General features: G+C 53.1%; 21 protein-coding genes. 15 read left to right on the top strand and 6 right to left on the bottom strand.

Translation table 11 applies throughout. The features are described from left to right. Positions 1–48: 48 nt before the first annotated feature. Complete coding sequence (locus MXMO3_RS13490; protein WP_245985748.1) at positions 49–1,002, bottom strand: alpha/beta fold hydrolase; 954 nt, start codon at positions 1,000–1,002, stop codon at positions 49–51. 78 nt (positions 1,003–1,080) lie between these two features. On the opposite strand from MXMO3_RS13490, the gene MXMO3_RS13485 reads away from it, so the two are divergent. The 3 genes from MXMO3_RS13485 (at position 1,081) to MXMO3_RS13475 (ending at position 3,568) form a co-directional block, all read left to right on the top strand. Further along, complete coding sequence (locus MXMO3_RS13485; RefSeq protein ID WP_205468022.1) at positions 1,081–1,851, top strand: helix-turn-helix transcriptional regulator; 771 nt, start codon at positions 1,081–1,083, stop codon at positions 1,849–1,851. 353 nt (positions 1,852–2,204) lie between these two features. After that, complete coding sequence (locus MXMO3_RS13480) at positions 2,205–2,801, top strand: TetR/AcrR family transcriptional regulator (protein ID WP_162889275.1); 597 nt, start codon at positions 2,205–2,207, stop codon at positions 2,799–2,801. After that, complete coding sequence (locus tag MXMO3_RS13475; RefSeq protein WP_117396202.1) at positions 2,798–3,568, top strand: CPBP family intramembrane glutamic endopeptidase; 771 nt, start codon at positions 2,798–2,800, stop codon at positions 3,566–3,568. Before MXMO3_RS13480 ends, MXMO3_RS13475 begins: the two co-directional genes overlap by 4 nt. 140 nt (positions 3,569–3,708) lie before the next feature. On the opposite strand, the gene MXMO3_RS13470 is transcribed toward MXMO3_RS13475, so the two are convergent. The 3 genes from MXMO3_RS13470 to MXMO3_RS13460 form a co-directional block, all read right to left on the bottom strand. Next, positions 3,709–4,857, bottom strand: coding sequence for a PA0069 family radical SAM protein (locus MXMO3_RS13470; RefSeq protein WP_425462137.1), 1,149 nt, complete (start codon positions 4,855–4,857; stop codon positions 3,709–3,711). A gap of 152 nt (positions 4,858–5,009) precedes the next feature. Next, positions 5,010–5,558, bottom strand: a complete 549-nt coding sequence (gene moaB, locus MXMO3_RS13465) for a molybdenum cofactor biosynthesis protein B (protein WP_117396830.1) — start codon at positions 5,556–5,558, stop codon at positions 5,010–5,012. Positions 5,559–5,572: 14 nt separating this feature from the next. After that, entirely contained in the window at positions 5,573–6,514 is a 942-nt protein-coding gene (locus MXMO3_RS13460) for a uracil-DNA glycosylase (RefSeq protein ID WP_117396200.1), read from the bottom strand. 220 nt (positions 6,515–6,734) lie between these two features. On the opposite strand from MXMO3_RS13460, the gene MXMO3_RS13455 reads away from it, so the two are divergent. Both MXMO3_RS13455 and MXMO3_RS13450 read left to right on the top strand, forming a co-directional pair. Further along, complete coding sequence (locus tag MXMO3_RS13455; RefSeq protein WP_162889274.1) at positions 6,735–8,417, top strand: tetratricopeptide repeat protein; 1,683 nt, start codon at positions 6,735–6,737, stop codon at positions 8,415–8,417. A 3-nt stretch (positions 8,418–8,420) separates the two neighbouring features. Further along, positions 8,421–9,290 (top strand): 4-(cytidine 5'-diphospho)-2-C-methyl-D-erythritol kinase, encoded by an 870-nt coding sequence (locus MXMO3_RS13450; RefSeq protein ID WP_117396199.1) that lies wholly within the window; start codon positions 8,421–8,423, stop codon positions 9,288–9,290. 10 nt (positions 9,291–9,300) lie between these two features. Here the strand turns inward: MXMO3_RS13450 and MXMO3_RS13445 are convergent, their stop codons facing one another. Beyond that, the gene (locus MXMO3_RS13445) at positions 9,301–10,317 is read right to left on the bottom strand and encodes a polyprenyl synthetase family protein (protein ID WP_117396198.1); all 1,017 of its coding nucleotides are present in this window, start codon (positions 10,315–10,317) and stop codon (positions 9,301–9,303) included. Between the two features lie 135 nt (positions 10,318–10,452). Here MXMO3_RS13445 and MXMO3_RS13440 point away from each other — a divergent pair, with 135 nt between their 5' ends. The 10 genes from MXMO3_RS13440 to MXMO3_RS13395 all read left to right on the top strand — a co-directional run bounded on the left by MXMO3_RS13440 (position 10,453) and on the right by MXMO3_RS13395 (position 20,297). Continuing rightward, positions 10,453–11,238: a tRNA1(Val) (adenine(37)-N6)-methyltransferase gene (locus MXMO3_RS13440; protein ID WP_117396197.1), complete on the top strand. Its 786-nt coding sequence runs from the start codon at positions 10,453–10,455 to the stop codon at positions 11,236–11,238. Between the two features lie 70 nt (positions 11,239–11,308). After that, positions 11,309–12,175: a S49 family peptidase gene (locus tag MXMO3_RS13435; protein WP_051213165.1), complete on the top strand. Its 867-nt coding sequence runs from the start codon at positions 11,309–11,311 to the stop codon at positions 12,173–12,175. A 12-nt stretch (positions 12,176–12,187) separates the two neighbouring features. Continuing rightward, positions 12,188–12,397: a hypothetical protein gene (locus tag MXMO3_RS13430; RefSeq protein WP_117396196.1), complete on the top strand. Its 210-nt coding sequence runs from the start codon at positions 12,188–12,190 to the stop codon at positions 12,395–12,397. Between the two features lie 79 nt (positions 12,398–12,476). After that, positions 12,477–13,745 (top strand): DUF3422 family protein, encoded by a 1,269-nt coding sequence (locus MXMO3_RS13425; protein ID WP_027833594.1) that lies wholly within the window; start codon positions 12,477–12,479, stop codon positions 13,743–13,745. A 129-nt stretch (positions 13,746–13,874) separates the two neighbouring features. Next, positions 13,875–14,801 (top strand): glycine--tRNA ligase subunit alpha, encoded by a 927-nt coding sequence (locus MXMO3_RS13420; protein WP_117396829.1) that lies wholly within the window; start codon positions 13,875–13,877, stop codon positions 14,799–14,801. 58 nt (positions 14,802–14,859) lie between these two features. After that, complete coding sequence (locus tag MXMO3_RS13415) at positions 14,860–15,072, top strand: hypothetical protein (RefSeq protein ID WP_117396195.1); 213 nt, start codon at positions 14,860–14,862, stop codon at positions 15,070–15,072. 55 nt (positions 15,073–15,127) lie between these two features. Beyond that, positions 15,128–15,688 (top strand): LemA family protein, encoded by a 561-nt coding sequence (locus MXMO3_RS13410; protein ID WP_027833591.1) that lies wholly within the window; start codon positions 15,128–15,130, stop codon positions 15,686–15,688. Then, the gene (locus tag MXMO3_RS13405) at positions 15,651–17,651 is read left to right on the top strand and encodes a DUF2207 domain-containing protein (RefSeq protein ID WP_117396194.1); all 2,001 of its coding nucleotides are present in this window, start codon (positions 15,651–15,653) and stop codon (positions 17,649–17,651) included. The genes MXMO3_RS13410 and MXMO3_RS13405 overlap by 38 nt, the downstream gene beginning before the upstream one ends. A gap of 95 nt (positions 17,652–17,746) precedes the next feature. Next, positions 17,747–19,840, top strand: coding sequence for a glycine--tRNA ligase subunit beta (gene glyS / locus MXMO3_RS13400; RefSeq protein ID WP_117396828.1), 2,094 nt, complete (start codon positions 17,747–17,749; stop codon positions 19,838–19,840). A gap of 175 nt (positions 19,841–20,015) precedes the next feature. After that, positions 20,016–20,297 carry a hypothetical protein gene (locus MXMO3_RS13395; protein WP_117396193.1) on the top strand — a complete coding sequence of 94 codons (282 nt, stop codon included), beginning with the start codon at positions 20,016–20,018 and terminating at the stop codon, positions 20,295–20,297. Between the two features lie 4 nt (positions 20,298–20,301). Here MXMO3_RS13395 and MXMO3_RS13390 read toward each other — a convergent pair whose 3' ends face one another. Continuing rightward, positions 20,302–20,652 (bottom strand): DUF4260 domain-containing protein, encoded by a 351-nt coding sequence (locus MXMO3_RS13390; protein ID WP_117396192.1) that lies wholly within the window; start codon positions 20,650–20,652, stop codon positions 20,302–20,304. Between the last annotated feature and the right edge of the window lie 3 nt (positions 20,653–20,655).

Here is a 20,655-nt window from a genome sequence, read left to right as displayed (position 1 = left end):
GCAATAGCCCGCCGGAAAACCGGCGGGCTTTTTGCGAAGCCAGCGCGCCTAGCTGGCGCTTTGCGTTTCAAGCCAATTCAAAATGGCCAGGTTGGTTTCTTCTGGCTTTTCCTGCTGAATCCAGTGGCCACAATCAAGGCTCACCACATCCAGATTGGGCACAAAGTCAGATAGGTTTTCAGCCTTCGGGATCATGTCCCGCTCGCCATAAATCATCAATGTCGGCTGCTGCATGATCGGGTCGACATCGGCGAGCAAGTGCCAGTTACGGTCCATATTGCGATACCAATTGATGCTGCTGGTGAAGCTGTTTTGCTCAAAGGCATCTACCAGCACCGCCAATTCATCATCGTTCAATAGAGGATCGCCCGGGGCATTTTCGGCCTCAGCGAGATTGATCATCATATTGCCCGGTTCCGGCGGGGCAAGCGGCACATTTTTGCGGAACAGATTGCTGAGGAAGCGTTTGGTGTTTTGATCCAGCACCGCATCCGCCACGCCCGGTTGACGGTTGAAATGCACAAAATAGTGATCGCCGCCAAAGATCTCTTCCAAAAATTCGATCCATGGCTTTTCCGTCCGCGCCTGATAGGGCAGGGCCAAATTGATGATTTTACGCACACGCTTCGGGTGCAACTGGGCCATGCACCACACCACATTGGCGCCCCAATCATGGCCGACAAAAATCGCGTCATCATACCCATAATGATCCAGCAGTGCGGCGAGGTCGTCGGTGAGGTGCGCAATGTCATAGGCGGTCACCTCCGCGGGGCAGGATGAATTGCCATAGCCCCTCTGATTGGGCACGATGACATGATACCCCGCCGCCACAAGCGCCGGCACCTGATGCCGCCAGGCGAACGCATGCTCCGGCCAGCCATGGCAAAGCACAATCGGGTTGCCCTTATTTTCCTGCCCCGCTTCAAACACCTCCAGCTCCACACCATTTACAGCGATCATCGTGGGGTTCGGAAATTCGGTTGATTTAATCATCGTGTCCATTTTTCTACCTGCTCGTTTTGCGCCGCTTCAGGGCGCAATGTCTTATTTCACCGCGAACTATTTCGCTGACAGGACACTATGGAAAAATATGCCATTTTCTGGCATATTAATTTGATGAGTGACAGCAATTTTGAAAAACGGGCCGAACGGCGTGCGCGCCTTTTGGGGCTTCTGCGATCCGAAGACCATTGGACAACCGGCGATCTGCGGGCGCAATTGGGCGTCAGCCAACGCACCTTGATGCGGGAACTGGCGGCGCTGAAAGAGGCAGGCTATCCAATCGAGTCGGACAGGGGGCGTGGCGGCGGCATTCGGCTCGATGGCAGATGGGGCGTCGAGCGGCTCAACCTCAGCCATTATGAAGTGATCGAGCTGATTCTCTCTCTGGCCATCGTGGAAAGCCTGCAATCGCCGCTGCTCACCGGCAATCTGAAAGCTATCAAGCAAAAGCTGTTTCAAGCCTTTCCACAAAAGCAACGCAGCGCCGTCAGCAATATCCGCAAACGCGTGATGATTGGCGACAATGCCAATAAATTTATGCTCTCAGAATATGCGCCCCCACCACAGCACATCTCCGAACGCATCGCCGAAGCCTTTTTGCAGCAAAGCCTTTTGGAGATCGACTATCAAAACGAAGCAATGGAGCGCCGCACGCGGGTGATTGAAGCCCAATTTATCCTGCTCAACTGGCCGATCTGGTACATTATCGCCTGGGACCACCTCCGCGACTCCTCCCGCGTTTTCCGCATTGATCGGATTAAAAAGGCGAAGCTGGTGGACGGCAGTTTCACCTTGCGCCCGAAAGAGGTGTTTACCGGGATTTATCGGCCGTTTTATCAGACGATTTGAGAGAAGTCGCCGAGGGGACGAGGGTATGATGTTGTGGGTTGGGCTATTTGCATGAGTTCAACGTACATCGTCATTCCCGCGTAGGCGGGAATCCAGTTGGGAACTTCTACTGTGCAATACCTAAATGATTGGGGTCTTGGTTGGCGCTTGTCTGGATCCCCGGATCAAGCCCGAGGATGACGTGGTGGGCGCGGTTGGTTTTGCGGATATCATCATTGCTGCTTTGGCCCCGGATCTAGTCCGGGGCGGCCATGGTGACGTTGGTTAGCGGATGCGAACCTGCGGCCAGTAAGTTAGCTTTAGCCCTTGCATTTACCGACACATGTCGGTATATAGCTTTTATGCGAACACGATTGAGCAAAACTGACCGCCGTAAGGACATATTGAATAAAGCGCGCATGCTGATAGCGGCGCGCGGCTATGCGGGTACGGAAATGGAGGATATTCGGCTGGAGTGTCAGCTTTCGCGCGGCGGGCTTTACCACCATTTTGGCAATAAGCGTGCGGTGCTTGATGCATTGATCGAGGAAGAAGTTTTGGGGCTGGTCAGGGTGATTGATGAGTCTGAAGTTTGGCCCATTGCGGTGCTTTTGGACTTTGGGTCCAGCCATCTTGGCAATGATCCCGGCATTGTTGCGGACCTCAATGCGCAAGAAGAGCGGTTAGACTATCTCTCCAGCCTTGAGGTGGCTTTTGACCGTCATTTGACCCTCGTACTTGGCAAGAAAATGCAGGAGCACGTTCTTCCCGAATTCGATGCCGGACATGTGTCTGAGCTGTTTGTAACGGTGAACGCGCATATCAATCGCCGGCAGATATTGGGCGACTGGACGGAAGAGCAAGCAGCAGGTTTTGCGGCAACAGCGCTTCAAGCCCTGGTGCCATTCTTAAAAGACCCAACCCAGCTTCACGCAACCATCGCCGAACTGAAAAAAGTGAGCACGTCATGATGCCAGTCTTCTTTCTTGGCCTTACCTTTGCCATATCGCTTGCAGGCTTTGCTTGTATTTGGGCCATTCCGGCCGCCAGGTCGCCTGAAACATTGATCGGACTTCCCTTCTGGCTGGTCATGGTATGGGGGCCGTCTTTGGCCGCGCTGATCGTGAGCGCGCGAAATGGTCAACTATCAGATTTGTTGGCGCGCCTCATAAAAGTCTCCTCCATTCCGCCAGAAGTCTGGCTGCTGGTTGTTGCGCCCGTTCTCGTATTGATCATCTTGCGCCCGTTCGCACCAGACGCAACATCTCCCCTTAGTGTCGGGATGGTCATAGCTGTCGTTGGATTTAACCTGATCCTCGGCCCTTTGGGCGAGGAGCTGGGATGGCGTGGTGTACTGCAGGAGCATTTAAATCAAAGATTTGGCTGGCTTGAGGCCTCGCTGATGGTTGGCGGGATCTGGTTGGTCTGGCACCTGCCGCTCTGGGCCATTGACTCGCCGCACGCGCAAATCGCGCTGCCTCTGTTTGCCGTGCATGTTATGCTCTATGCCATCATTATTGGTGCCGCCTATACGATTTCAGGCGGGTCAATCCTGCCCGCTGTCATGATTCACCTCACCTTCAATGTGGCCGCAAACCTTGCGATATTTGCTGGCTATAAAGAAGCCAATGCCTGGTTTTCCATGAGCATCGGTCCCTATGTACTGTTGGCTATTTTCGCATGTGTTTTTGTTTATATGCGAACTGGGCAGTCCGGCTTGCGATGGCTGCCATTTTAGGAATCCCATCTCGCATCCAAAAATGTCCAGAGTGCCACCCCAACAGCGTTGGAGTACCGTGCGGGGGCACGACAATTGGGGCGGGCACTCTGGTAGGGGAGCTAAGTCTGTTGGCTAGCGGGCCAAAGGATAGGGGAATCCTAAAACAGACTTAGCTGCGGGTCTTCCACTTTTGGAGGTGTGAAAAGGTCGGTGCGCAAATGCGGCAGGCGTTTTTTCAGGCCGTAGCGTTCCAGCGCCAGATCAAACCGGCGTTGCAGCGAGAAGGCATAGGGGCCTTGCCCCGCCATGCGCGAATGAAAGCGCGGATCATTTTCGCGGCCCTGACGCACATCGCGCACAAGATTGAGCACATGGCGCAACCGATCCGGATAGTGCCGCAACAGCCATTCGCGGAACAATTGCCGCACTTCGCCGGGCAGGCGCAACATGATCATGGCAGCGCCACTTGCCCCATTGGCAGAGGCCGCGGCCAAAATCTTTTCAATCTCCGCATCATTGATCGCCGGAATGATGGGGGCCACCGCCACAGAAACGGGGATGCCCGCCGCCGTGAGCAGTTCCACCGCTTCCAGCCGCCGTGCGGGTGAGGACGCACGGGGCTCCAACTTCCGCGACAGGATATGATCCAGCGAGGTGATGGACATGGTGACATGCACAAGATTTTGCTTGGCCAACTCGGTCAATAAATCCAAATCCCGTACAATCAGGCTGGATTTGGTGGTGATGGTGATAGGGTGCTTATGCGCCACGAACTTTTCGAGCAAAGCGCGCATGATCTTCTTGTCGCGCTCAATCGGCTGGTAAGGGTCCGTATTGGTGCCAATGGCAATCGGCTTTACGCTGTATTTCTTATTCAGCCACGCCTCATAAAGCCGATCAGCCGCATTGGTTTTGGCATAAAGCTCACGCTCAAAATCCAACCCTGCCGAATGGCCCAGATAAGTGTGGGTGGGGCGGGCAAAGCAATAAACGCAGCCATGCTCGCACCCGCGATAGGGGTTGATCGAGCGATCAAAATGAATGTCCGGCGAGTCATTTTTGGTGATGATCGATTTGGACTTTTCGTCCCGCACATTGGTTTTGACGGATTCAAGCGCCTCAAGATTGCCCCAGCCATCATCTACGGCTTCGCGGCTGTAGGGCTCGAACTTTGAGGTCTGGTTGGATTGTGCGCCGCGCCCGCGATTAAGATGTGGCGCAATAATCGTGCGCGACAACACATCCGCATCGCTGCTTTTCGCAATGCGCGCCAGGCTTTCCGGTGAGGGCGGAAATACTGCGTTCATTCCCATTTTAGTCTCCGTGCCTTTGGCGCAAACAAGCGCGCTCAGTTCAAATCAGTTCAGAACCGATTCTTAGCACAGAAATGAGAACAAAAAAAGAACATTTAACGCGATTTTAAGAAATTCGACCACGTTGAAAACGGGGCAAGGCCCCGTCAGTCATGGTCTGGCGCCATATTCAGGCGGGGAATATTATCAATGAAGTTGCACGGCTTGTGGCGGCTATCCAATTGATAATGGATCACGCCCTGCCAGCCATCGCGACAGGCCCCCTTGGAACCGGGCAGGCAGAACACCAGCGTGTCCCGCGCCAGGCCAGCGGTCGCGCGGCTTTGCAAAGTGGAAGTGCCAATCTGCGCGGCTGAATATTGGTGGAACAGCACTGAAAAGCCATCAATACGTTTATCGAACAGTGGCTCCAGCGCCTCCGGGGTCACGTCACGTTTGGCAAAACCCGTGCCGCCGGTGGTGATCACCACATCAATGTTTTCATCCGCGAGCCATGGCTCCACCACGCCGCGAATGGCGTCCACTTCGTCTTTGACGATTTGCCGATCCAGAACCTTGTGGCCGCTTTCCTCAATCATGGACTTCAGCAGCGCGCCACTATCGTCATTTTCCAGCGTGCGCGTGTCGGACACGGCCAAAATGGCAATATGCAGCGGGATCAGGCTTTTGGTTTCGTCAATTTTGAACTTGAACATCATAACTCACAGCATTAGGCGCTGAGCGCGCGTTTTAATTTCAACATGTCATGCCAAACCAACGCTTTTTGTGCGGGTTTGTTGAGCAAATGCGAGGGGTTGAGCGTGGCAAAGGCATTGGCAGCGTGGCCATCAATTTCGACCGCATGGGCCTGACCGCGCAGGCGCAAAATGCTGCCCTTCTGGTTGAGTACGGCATGCGCCGCCTGTTCGCCCAAACAAAGGATGAATTGCGGTTTGATCAGCCCCACTTGCCGCTGGAAAAAGGGCAGGCAGATGTCGCGTTCAATCGGAGAGGGGCGACGGTCCCCTGCCGGGCGCCATGGCAAAATATTGGTGCGATAAACCGTTTCGATATCGAGTTGAATCGCGGCCAAAATCTTTTGCAACAATGCCCCTTCATTGCCTTGGAAGGGCAGGCCGGCCAAATCATCCTGCGTGCGCGGCGCGCCGCCAACCACCATGATTTTGGCATCCGCAGGCCCTTCGCCAAACACAAGTTTGTCTGCATGGCGCTTTAGCGGGCACGCATCAAAATGGGCAAGGGCGTCGCGCAATTCATCAAGACTATTGGCGCTTGCTGCTGTTTTTTGCGCCACTTCAATTTCAGCTTTGCCAGCCAAGTTTTGCTGTCGCACCACAGGTTTTTTGGTGTCCTCTTGTAAAAGAGGATTTGAGATCAAGCCGGTTGAAGCGCCCTGCGGTGAACCGCTCGAAGCAGGTTGTTGCGGGGCGCTGGGCGATGCAGCTACTGGTTGTGCACTATGCGAAATTTTCGGAGCGGCGAACCGATCAATGGCCTCATCTTCAAGTGCCAAATCCACACCCATTGCCTCATACCATTCCAACAGACCCGCAAGACTGGCCGAATCTGCATCCAAATAGGCAGCGCCGGGCACCGGTGCGAAGGCGCCGCGATCGGTCTCATCATTTGGTGGTGGGGCATTTTCGCTCATAAAATTACTAATAGCCCATCATTGGGGTGCCGCATAGCGTTTCCCGTCAGAATTGAACGGTTTTTTACCTGATTTTTAAACGCATATCCTTGCGTATTAGCCATAAAATCGCCAATCTATGCGCCATAAATATGTTTGACCGAATCCAAATCAAATAAGGGCTGTCCCAAACGTGATGAATTGTTCAAAAAAACTGCAACACCTTTTTCTGGCTTCAGCAATGGTGTTGGGACTAAACGTGCATGCGCAAGCGCAAGACACAATTAATCTTGAACAATTTTCGCTTTATCATCCGTCAATTTCAGGCAGCTATTTGGCGGGTCGCGGTGCGTTTGAAGACCGTGAGAATGATTTGGCCGCCTCCTATTTCCTCGACGCGTTGGAAGCAGATTGGGGCAACATAGCGCTGTTGGACCGGGCCTTTGTTGCGCTGGTCTCTGCTGGCCGCATCGAAGAAGCTGAAACGGTCGCAAAGCAATTGCTGAGTATCGAGCCTGAAAACGAGCTTGCCCGCATCGCTGTTGGTGTGGTGGCGCTTAAGGAACGACGCTACGCTTCAGCGCTTAAATCGCTTGAAGGCATGTCAAAGGATTCCTTGTTTGGCATCACGGGCAATGTAATCTGGTCTTGGGCGATTGTTGAAGAAGTTGACGGCCGCGCCGCCGTTGAAAATCTGGAACCGATCAGCCAGCCTGGCTTCAAAAACTTTTTAGTATTTCAATCTGCTTTGATGGCAGATCTGTCCGGCAATGCCGAACTGGCTGACAAGCTTTACCAACAGGCATATGAAGCCGATCCGTTTGTGTTTCGTATTGTTGAAGCCTATGCGCGCTTTTTGGGCAATCAGGGGCGGCACGACGATGCAAAGGACGTTATCCAACGTTACTATGATCGTGGCCTCAGCCATGTGAATATTGATACGTTGGCAGCAAATCTCGCGGCCAAGAAGCGTCCGGGCCGCATGGCCGATAATGTGCAGCAAGGCGCGGCAGAAACACTGCGCGGCCTGTCGTCTGCGTTATCGCGTGAACAAGCGTCTGACATCTCCATTGTGTTGATGCGGTTGGCGAGCTTTTTGCACCCCAAATCAGACCTGATTACATTTTCCATCGCCGATCTCATGGAGCGGGCCGAACGCTATGAAATCGCCAATCAGCTCTATGGCCGGGTAGATCGCAAATCGCCATTGCACGGCCAAGCGCTGGTGCGTACGGCCGAAAATTTACAGGAAATTGGCGATATTGGCGAGGCCATACGCAAGCTTTCTAATTTGGCCAACACCATGCCAGATAATCTGACCGCTGTGATTGCCCTTGGCGATGCGTTGCGGCGCGATAAACGCTATAACGAAGCGGCAAAGGCATATGACAAAGCGCTGGAGATGACCGGCGGCGAGCGGCCAATCGATTGGCATCTCTATTATGTGCGCGGCATTGCGAATGAACGCGATGGTGTGTGGGAAAAGGCCGAAAGCGATTTCTTGAAAGCACTTGAACTCAATCCCGATCAACCTCAGGTGCTAAACTATTTGGGTTATAGCTGGGTAGATCAGGAAATGCAGCTGGAACGGGCCCTGGAAATGATTGAACAGGCGGTCTCTTTGCGTCCTGAGGATGGCTATATCGTCGATAGCTTGGGCTGGGCCTATTATCGGCTGGAGCGGTTTGAAGAGGCTGTGGAAACATTGGAACGCGCCGCGCGCCTTAGCCCTAGCGATCCGACCATCAACGACCATTTGGGCGATGCTTACTGGCAGGTTGATCGAAAACGGGAAGCCAAATTCCAATGGGCAATTGCCTTGGAGCTCACCGACGAAGATGATGAAGAACTGATCGAGGAAATCCGCGAAAAACTTGACGGGAATTTTTCCGCCCTCAATCGCGTCGCTGAACTGAGCAACTAGTCTATGACCGTTGAATGGCTCGAGCCGGCCCCGGCCAAAATCAATTTGGCACTGCACATTGTGGGCCAGCGCAGCAATGGCTATCACGAGCTTGAAAGCCTTTGCGTGTTCACCGAACTGTGTGACGAACTGACCGCAAAGCCCGCCGACAAAGATGAAGTGGAGCTCACGGGTCCTTTCGGCAACGCACTACGTGGTGAGCGGTCAAATATTGTGCTCAAGGCGCTTACTTTGTTTCGGACGCGCTTTCCCGACAAATTGCCCCAAGGGCTTAAGATCGAACTGGATAAGGCCCTACCGGTCGCGGCGGGAATTGGCGGGGGCTCGGCCGACGCTGCGGCAATGTTGCGGCTGGCCAACCGCATCTCAGGCTTGAACTTGGACTTGAATGATTTGATGGGGATGGCGCTGGAACTTGGGGCAGATGTGCCCATGTGCCTCCTCTCGCGCACCGCCTTTGTGAGCGGGGTGGGGGAGCAACTCACGCCGATTCCGGAGTTCCCGACATTTCAAATGGTGCTGGCAAATCCCGGCAAGGCGGTCTCAACGGCAGAAATCTTCCGAAAGCTCGTGGACAAGGACAATCCGCCGATCCAACGCGATGCCGCAGATTTTGCGCATATTTCCGCTATCGCAATGTGGCTTGAAGGTACGCGCAATGATTTGCAAAAACCGGCGATAGAACACGTTCCTGAAATTACAGATATGCTCGCTGATTTGGGGCAACAAAAGGGATGTTTGCTATCGCGCATGTCCGGTTCCGGCGCCACCATATTCGGCCTATTCGGCACCGCAGGCGAAGCCATGTTGGCTGCACAATCGTTTCGAAAAAATTGGCCACAGGCCTGGGTGGCCCAATCCGCAACCTTGTGATCAACGTGCCTCAGTACGCGCGTTCAACGCAATAATCAGCCACATCGATAAGAATGCGACCACCGGGGAGGTGGGCAAATTCTTTCAAATGTGCTTTGGCGTGTTCAGCATGCTGTTGTGCCCGCGCGAGTGCATCGGCCAAGGCGTTTGTGCTTTGCAAAATCTCAACAACTTTGCTGACCGTTTCAGCGCTCGCTTCAGGATCGCCCAAATTGGTTTTGATGAAATCGCGATCGCTCTCGCTGGCATTTTGCAGGGCATGTAGAATTGGCAGCGTCATCTTGCCCTCGCGCAAATCGTCGCCCACATTTTTGCCAATGGTGCCGCTTGCGCCACCATAATCCAAAACGTCGTCGACAATCTGGAACGCAATGCCCAGTTCTGCGCCAAAGCTCTTCAGCGCTTTGCGTTGCGCTTCAGTAGCGCCGCCCGCCATGGCGCCAACTTCAGTTGCGGCTTCAAACAGTGCGGCTGTTTTGGCTTTGATGACCGCAAAATACTCGTCCACCTGGGTGCTGAGATCGTTGGCTTTTGAAAGTTGGAAAACCTCGCCTTCAGCGATAATCGCCGCGGCTTGCGACAGCACACCCAGCGCGTCCACATCACGGGTTTCCACCATCATCATAAAAGCTTGGCCCAGCAAAAAGTCGCCAACCAGCACAGATGCGGCATTGCCCCAGACCATGCGCGCGGCCAGTTTGCCGCGCCGTTTTGAACTCTCATCCACCACATCATCATGCAACAAGGTGGCAGTGTGCATAAACTCAACCGCAGCTGCGTAATTAATGTGATGACTGTTTTGAGGGGTAAATAATTGGGCGGCAGCGATGGTGAGCATAGGGCGCAAGCGCTTGCCACCAGCGTCAATCAGATAGGAAGCAATTTCGGGCACCATTTCAACGCGGCTGCCCACACGGGCCAACAGCATTTCGTTCACCGCTTCCATGTCCTTGCGGGTAAACTCAACCAGCTCATCAACCACATCTTTCGGTTTGACCTGATCAGTCACTGCCTGCGCACCACTCATTTTTCGCCCCATGGACAAATGTCCCAATTCGCTTAATCGAATTTTTGCTGTAATCTTGTGACAAACTCAAGAAAACTTGTTGCTCATCGTCGGACAAGATAACTCTATTCGATAACAAGATTCATATATGTGCTTATGTCCGTAGACCACCCGCAAGGGAAAGTAAAACACCATTGTGTCACATCTGACGCTTTTTTAGGCGGTAAACTCAGTGTGTGCCAGCCCGAAAAAGGCTTCCGTGCAGGTGTGGATAGCGTTTTGCTCGGCGCGGCGGTGGATGATGCACCCAAAACCCTACTGGAACTGGGCGCAGGCGTTGGCGTTGCCTCCATGACGGCGCTAACATATTGCCCCGGCCTGACCGCGCTTCTCGCCGAAATTGATGATGAAATTGTCGATCTGGGCAAACAAAATCTGAGACATAACGGGTACGTTGATCGGGCAAAATATTGCCAAATCGACATCATGGCCCCCGGTCCGGAACGCGTCACTGCGGGCATGGTGCAGGATCATTTCGATAGTGTGATCGCCAACCCACCATATTTTGATGAAAAGACCGTTTCACTTCCCAATGACAATTATGGCAAGCGGGCGCATGCCCACGGCATTGATTGCTTGGAGCGTTGGGTGAAAGCGGCGGTCAGTTGTGCACGCGCTGGCGGCGAAGTGATCTTTATACATCGCGCTGCCGAGCTGCAAAAACTGATGAAATATTACGACCGCCGATTGGGCAACATCACCATCCTGCCCATCGTGTCGCGCCCTGGCCAGCAAGCCAGCCGCGTGCTCGTGCGCGGCTATAAGGGATCAAAAGCACCCTGCAAGCTCTTGTCGCCTCTTTCATTACATGGCACTGAGGGGCGAAAATTTACGCCGCAATTGCAAGCCATTTTGATGGGAAATGACAAATTACACTGGTAGTTTGTATTTTACCTCCTACATTGTGAACTAAGATGAACAAAACGCGCCAAAAGCGTAAGCAGGGAAATTTATGCACGACGATCTGACCGATAAAATTAAAGCGCCATGGCACGCCCGACTTTTGGGCCGCGATAATGTGCAAATCCCTGTTGTGCGCTTAAGCGGCACAATTGAAGCGAGCCAAAAACCGGACCGGATCAATATCGCCAATGCCGCGCCGTTATTGAAACGTGCGTTTAAGAATAAGCAGGCACCAGCGGTTGCCATCATCATCAATTCTCCCGGCGGTTCGCCGGTTCAATCGCGCCTAGTGGCCAAATATATTCGTGACCTCGCGAAAGAGAAAAACAAAAAGGTCTTGGTCTTTATTGAAGATGTTGCCGCATCCGGTGGCTATTTCATCGCTACGGCAGGGGACGAGATTATTGCCGACCCAAGCTCGATCGTGGGCTCCATTGGCGTGATCTCTGCCACTTTTGGCTTTGTGGACGCGATTGAAAAGCTTGGCGTGAGCCGCCGCGTTTACACCGCTGGCGAAAACAAATCCACGCTCGATCCATTTTTGCCCGAAGACCCAAAAGATGTGGAACGATTGAAACGCTTGCAGCTCGATGTGCATGAAGTGTTCAAAGACTTTGTGAAAGAACGCCGCGGCGACAAACTGGATTTGGATAAGGAAGGCTTGTTCTCTGGCGAATTCTGGACCGGAAAATCGGCCATTGAGTTTGGCCTGGTTGACGCGCTCGGCGACATATATGAGACTTTGCAAAAGCGCTATGGTAAGAAGGTTAAACTGGTCAAGATTGAGGAGAGGCGCTCGCTATTCTCCATGCCGCGCGTTCCTTTTTTGGGCGGGCAAATCGGCCAGCAATCTTTAAGCGATGATGTGCTTTCAACCCTTAAAGCGCAGGCCCATTGGTCGCGTTTCGGACTGTAAGAGGAATAGAAATTGCTGCTACGTATCGCTGTTTTCGTTTTGCTGGTGGTGCTGGTCTATTATGGCATCAGGAGCATTCGCGATAATTTCAATCGGCATTTCAAAGATATAGATGAGCAAAAGAAGGCGCGTGATCAATCGGATCGCGCGCGCGGCAATATCGTTGATCTCGAACGAGATAAAAAAACCGGCGTCTATAAGCCCAAAGACAAAAAAGACTAACGTTTAACGCAAAACTGCACTTGTTTTGCCCCGCCCATTCGCGATCAGATTAAAAAAAGCCCTATAGGGGCAAACGCGAATGCAGAGCACAAAAATGCAGTTTGTCGATCATCCATTCCGCGCCCAGGCATTGGGAGAAATTCACGCTCGTCCGGTTCAGCCGCTTGGCCCCAAAGGCCGCTTGCGCCGTGTCGCCACCTATTTTGGCCGCGAGCCGGGACGGCACGATCAGATGCGGGAGGAGTTTGCCTCCTGGTGTCACAAAAACCAGATCAAACCCACCTTTATGACCGACCGGCAAGCGCGTTACCAGGTGGGCGAAATCGCCGCCACTTGGCAATTGCATTCCGAACATGCGTCGATCACGTGGATGGCCCCCAGTACGCTGGACGAACCATGGCCCGAAAATATTGGTTTAGAGGCCATCACTGCCGCCAAATTGTTGGTGACAACCCGTGTGGATCTGATCGACGCGGAAACCGTCCACGAAGAAGCGCTCAAAGGGTTTCGCCGCGCCAGCCTGTCTTACGCCAAGGTGGAAGAAGGGCTGGCCGAGATCGCGACAGACTTTTTGCCGGACAATGATGGGTTTACGCGGCTGGAGTTTGCCGGGGCAGGGATCACCGATGTGCGGCGCGGGGTGATCGCCCGCTATCTGCTGGAAATTGAAACCTTCCGGTCGCTAGCGCTTTTGGCGTTGCCTGTGGCGCAGGATATTGCGCCCAATGTCGATAATGTGGAGCGCGGCTTAGAAAACATTTTGAAGCGCCTGAACAATGAAACAGATCCGCAGATTATTGAGGAGCTATTGAATGAGCTGAACAAGCTGGCGCTGGAAACCACGCATTTTCATGGCGAAACCAATGCACTTTTCGCAGCCAGCTACTCATATGATCAGCTGGTGCGGCACAGGTTGGGATTGCTTGAGGAAAAGCGCATCACAGGCCACACCAATATGGCCCGCTATCTCAGCAATCGTATGGACCCCGCCATGGCCACCTGCGCCGCGCTGCAAAACCGACTGAATGCGCTGACGGATCGATTGACGCGGGCGACGGAGTTGCTCAACACCAAAGTGGCGATTGAAATCCACAAGCAAAACCAAGACGCGCTCAAGGCCATCTCAGACACCTCGGTCAGTCAATATAAGCTGCAAACCACTGTGGAGGGGCTATCCACCATCGCCATCACCTATTATGCGCTCGGTGTGTTGGGCTATATTCTTGCGGGCATGCAGCTGGGCGCGTTCCCCTCAAAATCACTTATGTTGGCAGTAGCTGCGCCCTTTGTGTTGGCGCTCACATGGCTTGCCATGCGCCATATTCGACAATTGCACGATAAGCACTGATCGCCCTCGTGAAAATTAGTTTGCCGCAATGTTCACCTGCCGCTTGATAATTCGGCACGGCGCAATTAGGTTGCAGCGCGATTGGATAAGTTAGTTGAAACTTATCAGCGGATGCCAAAGGTCAAGTTTATGAGCGAACAAAAAGTGCCAGCCCATCTGGACCCAAAACAGTCCTTCCAAGGGCTGATTTTGACATTGCAAAATTTCTGGGCTGCCCAAGGCTGTGTGATTTTACAACCTTATGACATGGAAATGGGTGCGGGTACGTTCCACCCGGCAACAACTTTGCGCTCTTTGGGGCCAAAGCCATGGCGCGCTGCCTATGTGCAGCCCTGCCGCCGCCCAACCGATGGCCGCTATGGTGAAAACCCAAACCGCTTGCAGCATTATTATCAGTTTCAGGTGATCTTGAAGCCAAGCCCGGAAAACCTGCAAGAGCTTTATCTGCAGTCGCTCTACGCCATTGGCATCGATCCGAAACTGCACGATTTGCGCTTTGTGGAAGATGATTGGGAAAGCCCAACCCTTGGCGCGTGGGGCCTCGGCTGGGAATGTTGGTGCGATGGCATGGAAGTAAGCCAATTCACCTATTTCCAACAAGTGGCTGGCTTTGAATGCTCCCCCGTATCCGGCGAATTGACCTATGGGCTCGAGCGGATTGCCTGTTATTTGCAGGACGTGGACAGCATCATGGAATTGAACTTCAATGGCCGTGAGGGCGACGAGAAGGTCACCTATGCTGATGTGTTCTTGCAAGCGGAGCAAGAATTCTCACGCTACAATTTCGAGCAGGCCAACACCGAAATGTTGTTCCAGCACTTTAAGGATGCAGAAGCGGAATGCCGCGCCATTCTTGAGGCAGGCGACCAAGGCAATCAGCACAAAATGGCGATGCCCGCCTATGAGCAATGCATCAAGGCTTCTCACATTTTCAATTTGCTCGATGCGCGCGGGGTGATCTCTGTGACCGAACGTCAGAGCTATATTTTGCGGGTGCGTGAGCTGGCAAAGGCGTGCGGTGGCGCGTGGCTCAATACGGAGGCCGGCGGCGCTTAAGTCTTGAACCTTTGGGGTGTTGCGCCTATATCAGGCGGGCAAACAAAGGAGCCTCACAATGCGCAAGAAGCAAGCAGGGGCGCTGATTAAACCCCAAAATATACCTGCAAAGGCCTTGGGGGATAAGCAGTTCAGTCCCAAAATAGTCGAGAAAAAACTGCGCTATACGCGCAAGGTAAAATTTAGAAAAGGGCGATATGATGCAGATCAGTCGCCCTTTTGTTTTGCCTATATGGACGGCCCCTTTATTTTCTGCGATGTTTGCGCTTAGATGTTGAAAAAGTTGGAAATTTGGCAATTGCCAAACAAGGTGGTGGAAGAGGGATATGGACTTTTTACAGATTATTTTGGCGCTGAGTGGCGCCGTCGTTTTCTTCGGGATTATAACGTACAACAAGCTGGTGAAACTTCGCCAATTGGTGCGCGAAGGTTGGTCTGGCATTGATGTGCAATTGAAGCGTCGTGCTGATTTAATTCCCAACCTGCTGGAAACCGTAAAGGGCTATGTGACCCATGAGCGTGAAACGCTTGAGGCGGTAACCCAGGCACGGGCCGCCGTGCAAAACGCTGGCGATGCCTCGCCGCAGGAACGTGGCAAGCTGGAAGGCATTTTGTCTGGCGCACTGGGCCGACTATTTGCCGTGGCGGAAGATTATCCAGAGTTGAGAGCCGACAGTTCCTTTATTGAATTTCAAGAGGCGCTGCAGCAAGTGGAAGAAGAAATTCAGCTGGCCCGCCGTTATTATAACGGCACTGTGCGCAATTTGAATGTGAGCGTGGAAAGCTTCCCCTCTAACATCGTTGCCAACATGTTCAGCTTCAGCCAAGAAGAGTATTTTGAGCTTGAAAATGAATTGGATCGCGCTGTCCCGAATGTGTCATTCTAGTCGATTAATCAACCTGTTTAAGACAATTTTTCTTGCCGTGCTGGCGGGCCTTTGGCTCGCCACATCTGCACTGTCGGCTGAGCGGATAACCTCTTATGCGGTTGATATTGAAGTGCTGCCCAATGGAGAGCTGGCAATCACTGAAAACATATCAGTGCGGGCAGAAGGCAATCAAATTCGTCGTGGCATTTTCCGCGACATTCCCACCGTGTTGGAAGATGATGAGGGGCGCAAAATCCGCGGCTCAATCGATGATGTGAGCGTCAAACGGGGTGGCGAAGTCGAGAATTTTTCCATCACGGGAATCGATGGCGGAAAGCGCATTTACATCGGGCATGAGGACGTGTTCCTTCAACCCGGTTTTTATACCTATGAGATCAAATACAAAATGGATCGTCAGATTCGTTTCCGCGAAGATCATGACGAGCTTTATTTCAATGCCATCGGTCAATTCTGGGCTTTTCCTATCGATAAGGCCGTGGTGCGGGTGCAATTGCCCGAAGAAGCCAGCATATTGGATACCGCTGTTTTCACCGGGAGCTACGGGCAAACTGAGAGCAATGCCGAGATCAATCGCAATGCGGATGGGGATGTGATCTTCCGTGCAACGCAGCCGCTCGAGCCATATGAAGGTATAACTGTCGCCATCGCGATGGAGAAAGGGGCCATCGCCGCACCCGAAGGCATCACGGCGTTCCTTTACATGCTCTCGGATTTGCGCAGTCAAATCTTTCCACCCATTCTGGCCATGCTGGTGTTGCTTTACAATGTAGTGGCATGGACGCGCGTGGGGCGCGATCCGGCCAAGGGCACAATCATCCCGCTGTTCTACCCCCCAAAAGGGTTTTCGCCTGCCTTGGTGCACTATGTGCATCACTATGGTTGGCACAAAGCGGGATGGCCCGCCTATATCGCCGCGCTGATTTCTCTAGCGGTTAAAGGGCTGGTGACCATTGGCGAAAATGACGACAAAAACACCACCGTGACCGTCACCAACGCCGCAACGCCCTCATTGCCACCTGGCGAGATGCGCCTGTTCAATTGGCTGCGCTCCAAGGGGCAAATTGAAATCGATAAAGACATTGGCGAAAGCCTGCACGGCAACCACAATGAAGTGTTGGAAATCATCGAAGATGAAAATCGTCGCTCTTATTTCAACCACAATGTGGGCTATGTGGCGTTCGGCGTGATCTTCTCAGCCCTGTCGATTGTAGGCATGGTCTTTTTTGAAATCATCGGCTTTATCTGGTTGCCCATTGCCGTGGCGCTGGCCGCATTGACCATGACGGCGACAGCAGGCATTTCGCATTTGCTGGCCGCACGCTCCATGTTTGCATGGGCAAAAGGCTTTGCGATCGTAGCGATTGTGGGCAACATGATCCCGTTTATATTCACAACAACCGGCCTGTGGGAAACGTTGCATGCGGCGTGGACCAACGGTGAATTCCAATCCGTTTTGACCGCCTGGCAAGGCGACATGGCGGTGATCGCCGTTTTGTCAATTGTGGCCATCAACGCCATTTTCGCCGTGTTGATGCGTGCGCCGACCATTCAGGGTCGCAAGGTGATGGACCAGATCGAAGGGTTCAAAATGTATCTGGAAACCGCTGAAAAAGAGCGGTTGAACCTGCATGATGAACCCGAGCTGGACAAAAGGCGTTTTGAAACCATCTTGCCTTATGCGATTGCCCTTGGGGTGGAAAAACCATGGGCGGAGCACTTCCAAAATGAGATGCAACGCCTGGCGGAACGCACAGGGCAAAAGGCTGACGTGCATTTGGGGTGGTATAGCGGACGGCGGTTTACGGCCAATCGCCTGGCGTCAACTTTGTCTAAAACCACGGCCTCCATCAGCTCGGCGATGATCGCCTCAAAACCGCAATCCTCCTCCTCTTCAGGGTTTTCCTCAGGTGGCGGCTTTTCCGGCGGCGGCGGCGGCGGCGGCGGTGGCGGCGGCTGGTAAGCACTTGTTTGTGAGCGGATTTGTCATGGACAAGCCCAGCCAAGCCCGTTATCAAGCCCATAAATTCAACTTCATTCAACCAAGCGATCTACATCATGCCTGAACTTTTGCTTGAACTGTTTTCAGAAGAAATTCCGGCCGGTCAGCAACGCCGCGCCGCTGAAAACCTCAAAAAACTGATCACCGACCAATTGGTGGAAAAAGGCGTGCTGTATGAGGGCGCAGTGGCCCACGCCACGCCACGCCGCTTGGCCCTCCATATCGCAGGATTGCCCAAGGCATCCGAAGATGTGAAGACCGAACGCAAGGGCCCCCGCACCGATGCACCGGAAAAGGCGATTGCAGGCTTTTTGCGCGCCGCGGGCCTCAACTCAGTAGATGAAGCTGAGGTGCAAACGGACCCGAAAAAGGGTGATTTCTATGTGGCCGTGATCGAGAAAAAAGGTGAACTGACCACCGATATTCTCGCCAATTTATTGCCGGGCACCATTGAGAAATTCCCTTGGCCAAAATCCATGCGCTGGGGCAAAGGCAAGCTGAGCTGGATTCGCCCCTTGCGCGCGATTACCGCGACGTTTGGCCATGAAGGCGAAGATCCCGAAATTATTAATTTTGAAGTAGATGGCCTCAAGTCTGGCGATATCACCTATGGTCATCGCTTCATGGCGCCTGACGCAATCAAGGTGCGCCGCTTTGATGATTACGCGCACGCGCTGGAACAAAACAAAGTGGTGCTGGACTTTGAACGCCGCAAGGAAATGATCCGCGCCGACGCTGCCAATTTGGCCTTCGCTCAAAATCTCAATGTGATCGAAGACGAGGGGCTGCTGGACGAAGTTGCTGGGCTGGTGGAATGGCCACAAACCATGATGGGACGCTTTGACGAGAAGTTCCTCTCACTGCCCGAAGAAGTGGTAATCACCGCCATTCGTGCGCACCAGAAATGCTTCAATTTGCGCGACGCGACGACAGGCAAGCTGGCGAACCACTTTATTCTGGTGTCGAACTTGGAAGCTGAAGATGGCGGCAAGACCATTGTGGGCGGCAATGAGCGGGTGATCAAAGCCCGCTTGTCAGATGCGAAATTCTTCTATGACACCGATTTGAATGTGCCGCTTGAAAGCCGCTTGTCAAAACTCGACAATATGGTGTTCCACGAAAAGCTGGGCACACAAAGCGCCCGCGTAGAACGGCTGGTAGAGCTGAGCGAAACCATTGCGACAAAGATTGGCGCGTCAACTGCGGATGCAACACGTGCCGCCAAATTGGCCAAAGCCGATCTTGTCACCGACATGGTATTTGAATTCCCGGAATTGCAAGGTTTGATGGGCCGCTACTACGCGGAAGCCCAAGGCGAAAAAGACAATGTCGCTGCCGCGCTGCAAGATCATTATAAGCCAGTTGGCCCGAGCGATCGCGTGCCCGAAGAGCTGACCGCTGCCACAGTGGCGCTCGCAGATAAGCTGGATATGCTGACCGGTTTTTGGGCCATTGACGAGAAGCCCACCGGATCGAAAGATCCATTTGCCTTGCGCCGCGCGGCACTCGGCGTGATCCGCATCTGTTTGGAAAACAAACTCGATTTCGCCATGGACAAATTGCTGGCCGAGCATTTGAGCAAGTTCAACTTGGCAGGCGATGCGACGGAAATCTTGCAGTCTCTTTGCGGCTTCATTGAAGATCGCCTGACCGTGCAAATGCGCGAGCAGGGCATTGCCCACGATGTGTTGAGCGCCGTGCTCTATAAGAACGGTTTGGCCAAGGGCATCAGCCTCGTCAATATCGCCGCCCGTGCGGTTGAACTGAACGGTCTGGTCAAAAGCGAACAGGGCGAAAGCCTTATCGCGGGATACCGCCGTGCTGCCAACATCTTGCGCGCTGAAGAGAAAAAGGACGGGCGTTCCTATCGCGACGAGGTCGACCACAAGCTGTTCAAAACCGACGACGAGGAAAAGCTGGCGACCGCCATTGAAGTGGTCAATGAAGCTGTGGCGGCCAATATTGCTGCAGATGATTTCGCCACGGCCATCAATGAATTGTCATCGTTGCGCAAGCCTGTGGACGCGTTTTTTGAAAACGTCTTGGTCAATGATGAGGACCCGGCCGTGCGCGTCAATCGCCTCAATTTGTTGGCCAAGCTGCGTGAAACTATGCACCTGATTGCCAATTTTTCCAAGCTTGAGGGCTGAGTTTAGTTCCAAAGTTTGGCCAAATTGCTGATTTAGTAAACGCCGCAAGCCTATGGTTTGCGGCGTTTTGTTTCATTTTGAACAAATGTAAACACTTCATTAATCATAAATGGCTAGACGCACATATGCAGAATGCCTAATCTAATTGTTGATGAGTTTGTGAGAAATGAGAGTGATGAAGTTGCGTAAAATTTTTGTAGTGATCGCCTTTGCGCTTTTGCCCAGTTGGGCCCTAGCATCAAGCTTTGAAGTACAAGCTCAAAACGGCAATGAAAAAGGGTGGTCGGCCCAAGCCGATTGTGAAGCATTAGCCAGCGCCAATTGCACCTCTGCCTATTTCTGTTCAAACGAAATCTGGATGTCCACGGGCTCATTCGATGCGGTGCAGCAGCGTCGCTATGATGGCCAACAATTGATCATCGTAAAGGATGGTGCTGCGATCTGCGCGGTCAATTAAGCGCTCAACTCAAATGCGTGCGCTTATGGTCTTCTTCAGATTTTAGGCCATAGCCAAACAAACGATCGACGCCGATATGCGTCGTCCAGATTACCGCCAAAAGCACCAGCCAGTTTTGCGCAAGCACAAAGCCAAGTGCGGCCAGCGCCGCTGGCACCAAATAGCTGTGCGCTACATTGTAAGTGCGGATGCCGATTTTTTGGTTCAGCAAGAAAACAATCAAGCAAAGATCAGGCAACAGGATAAGCGCGGCAAACAGCCACCAATTGCCAAAATAGGTGGTATAGGCCCAAAGCGCCAAGCCCGCGACCAGGGCGCCCTCTAAACGCAGTAGATACTTTGTATATGAGGGCATCAG

Origin of the sequence: Maritalea myrionectae (assembly GCF_003433515.1) — a bacterium.
In the GTDB taxonomy this organism is placed as follows: domain Bacteria; phylum Pseudomonadota; class Alphaproteobacteria; order Rhizobiales; family Devosiaceae; genus Maritalea; species Maritalea myrionectae.
This window is presented reverse-complemented; position numbering and strand designations above follow the sequence as displayed.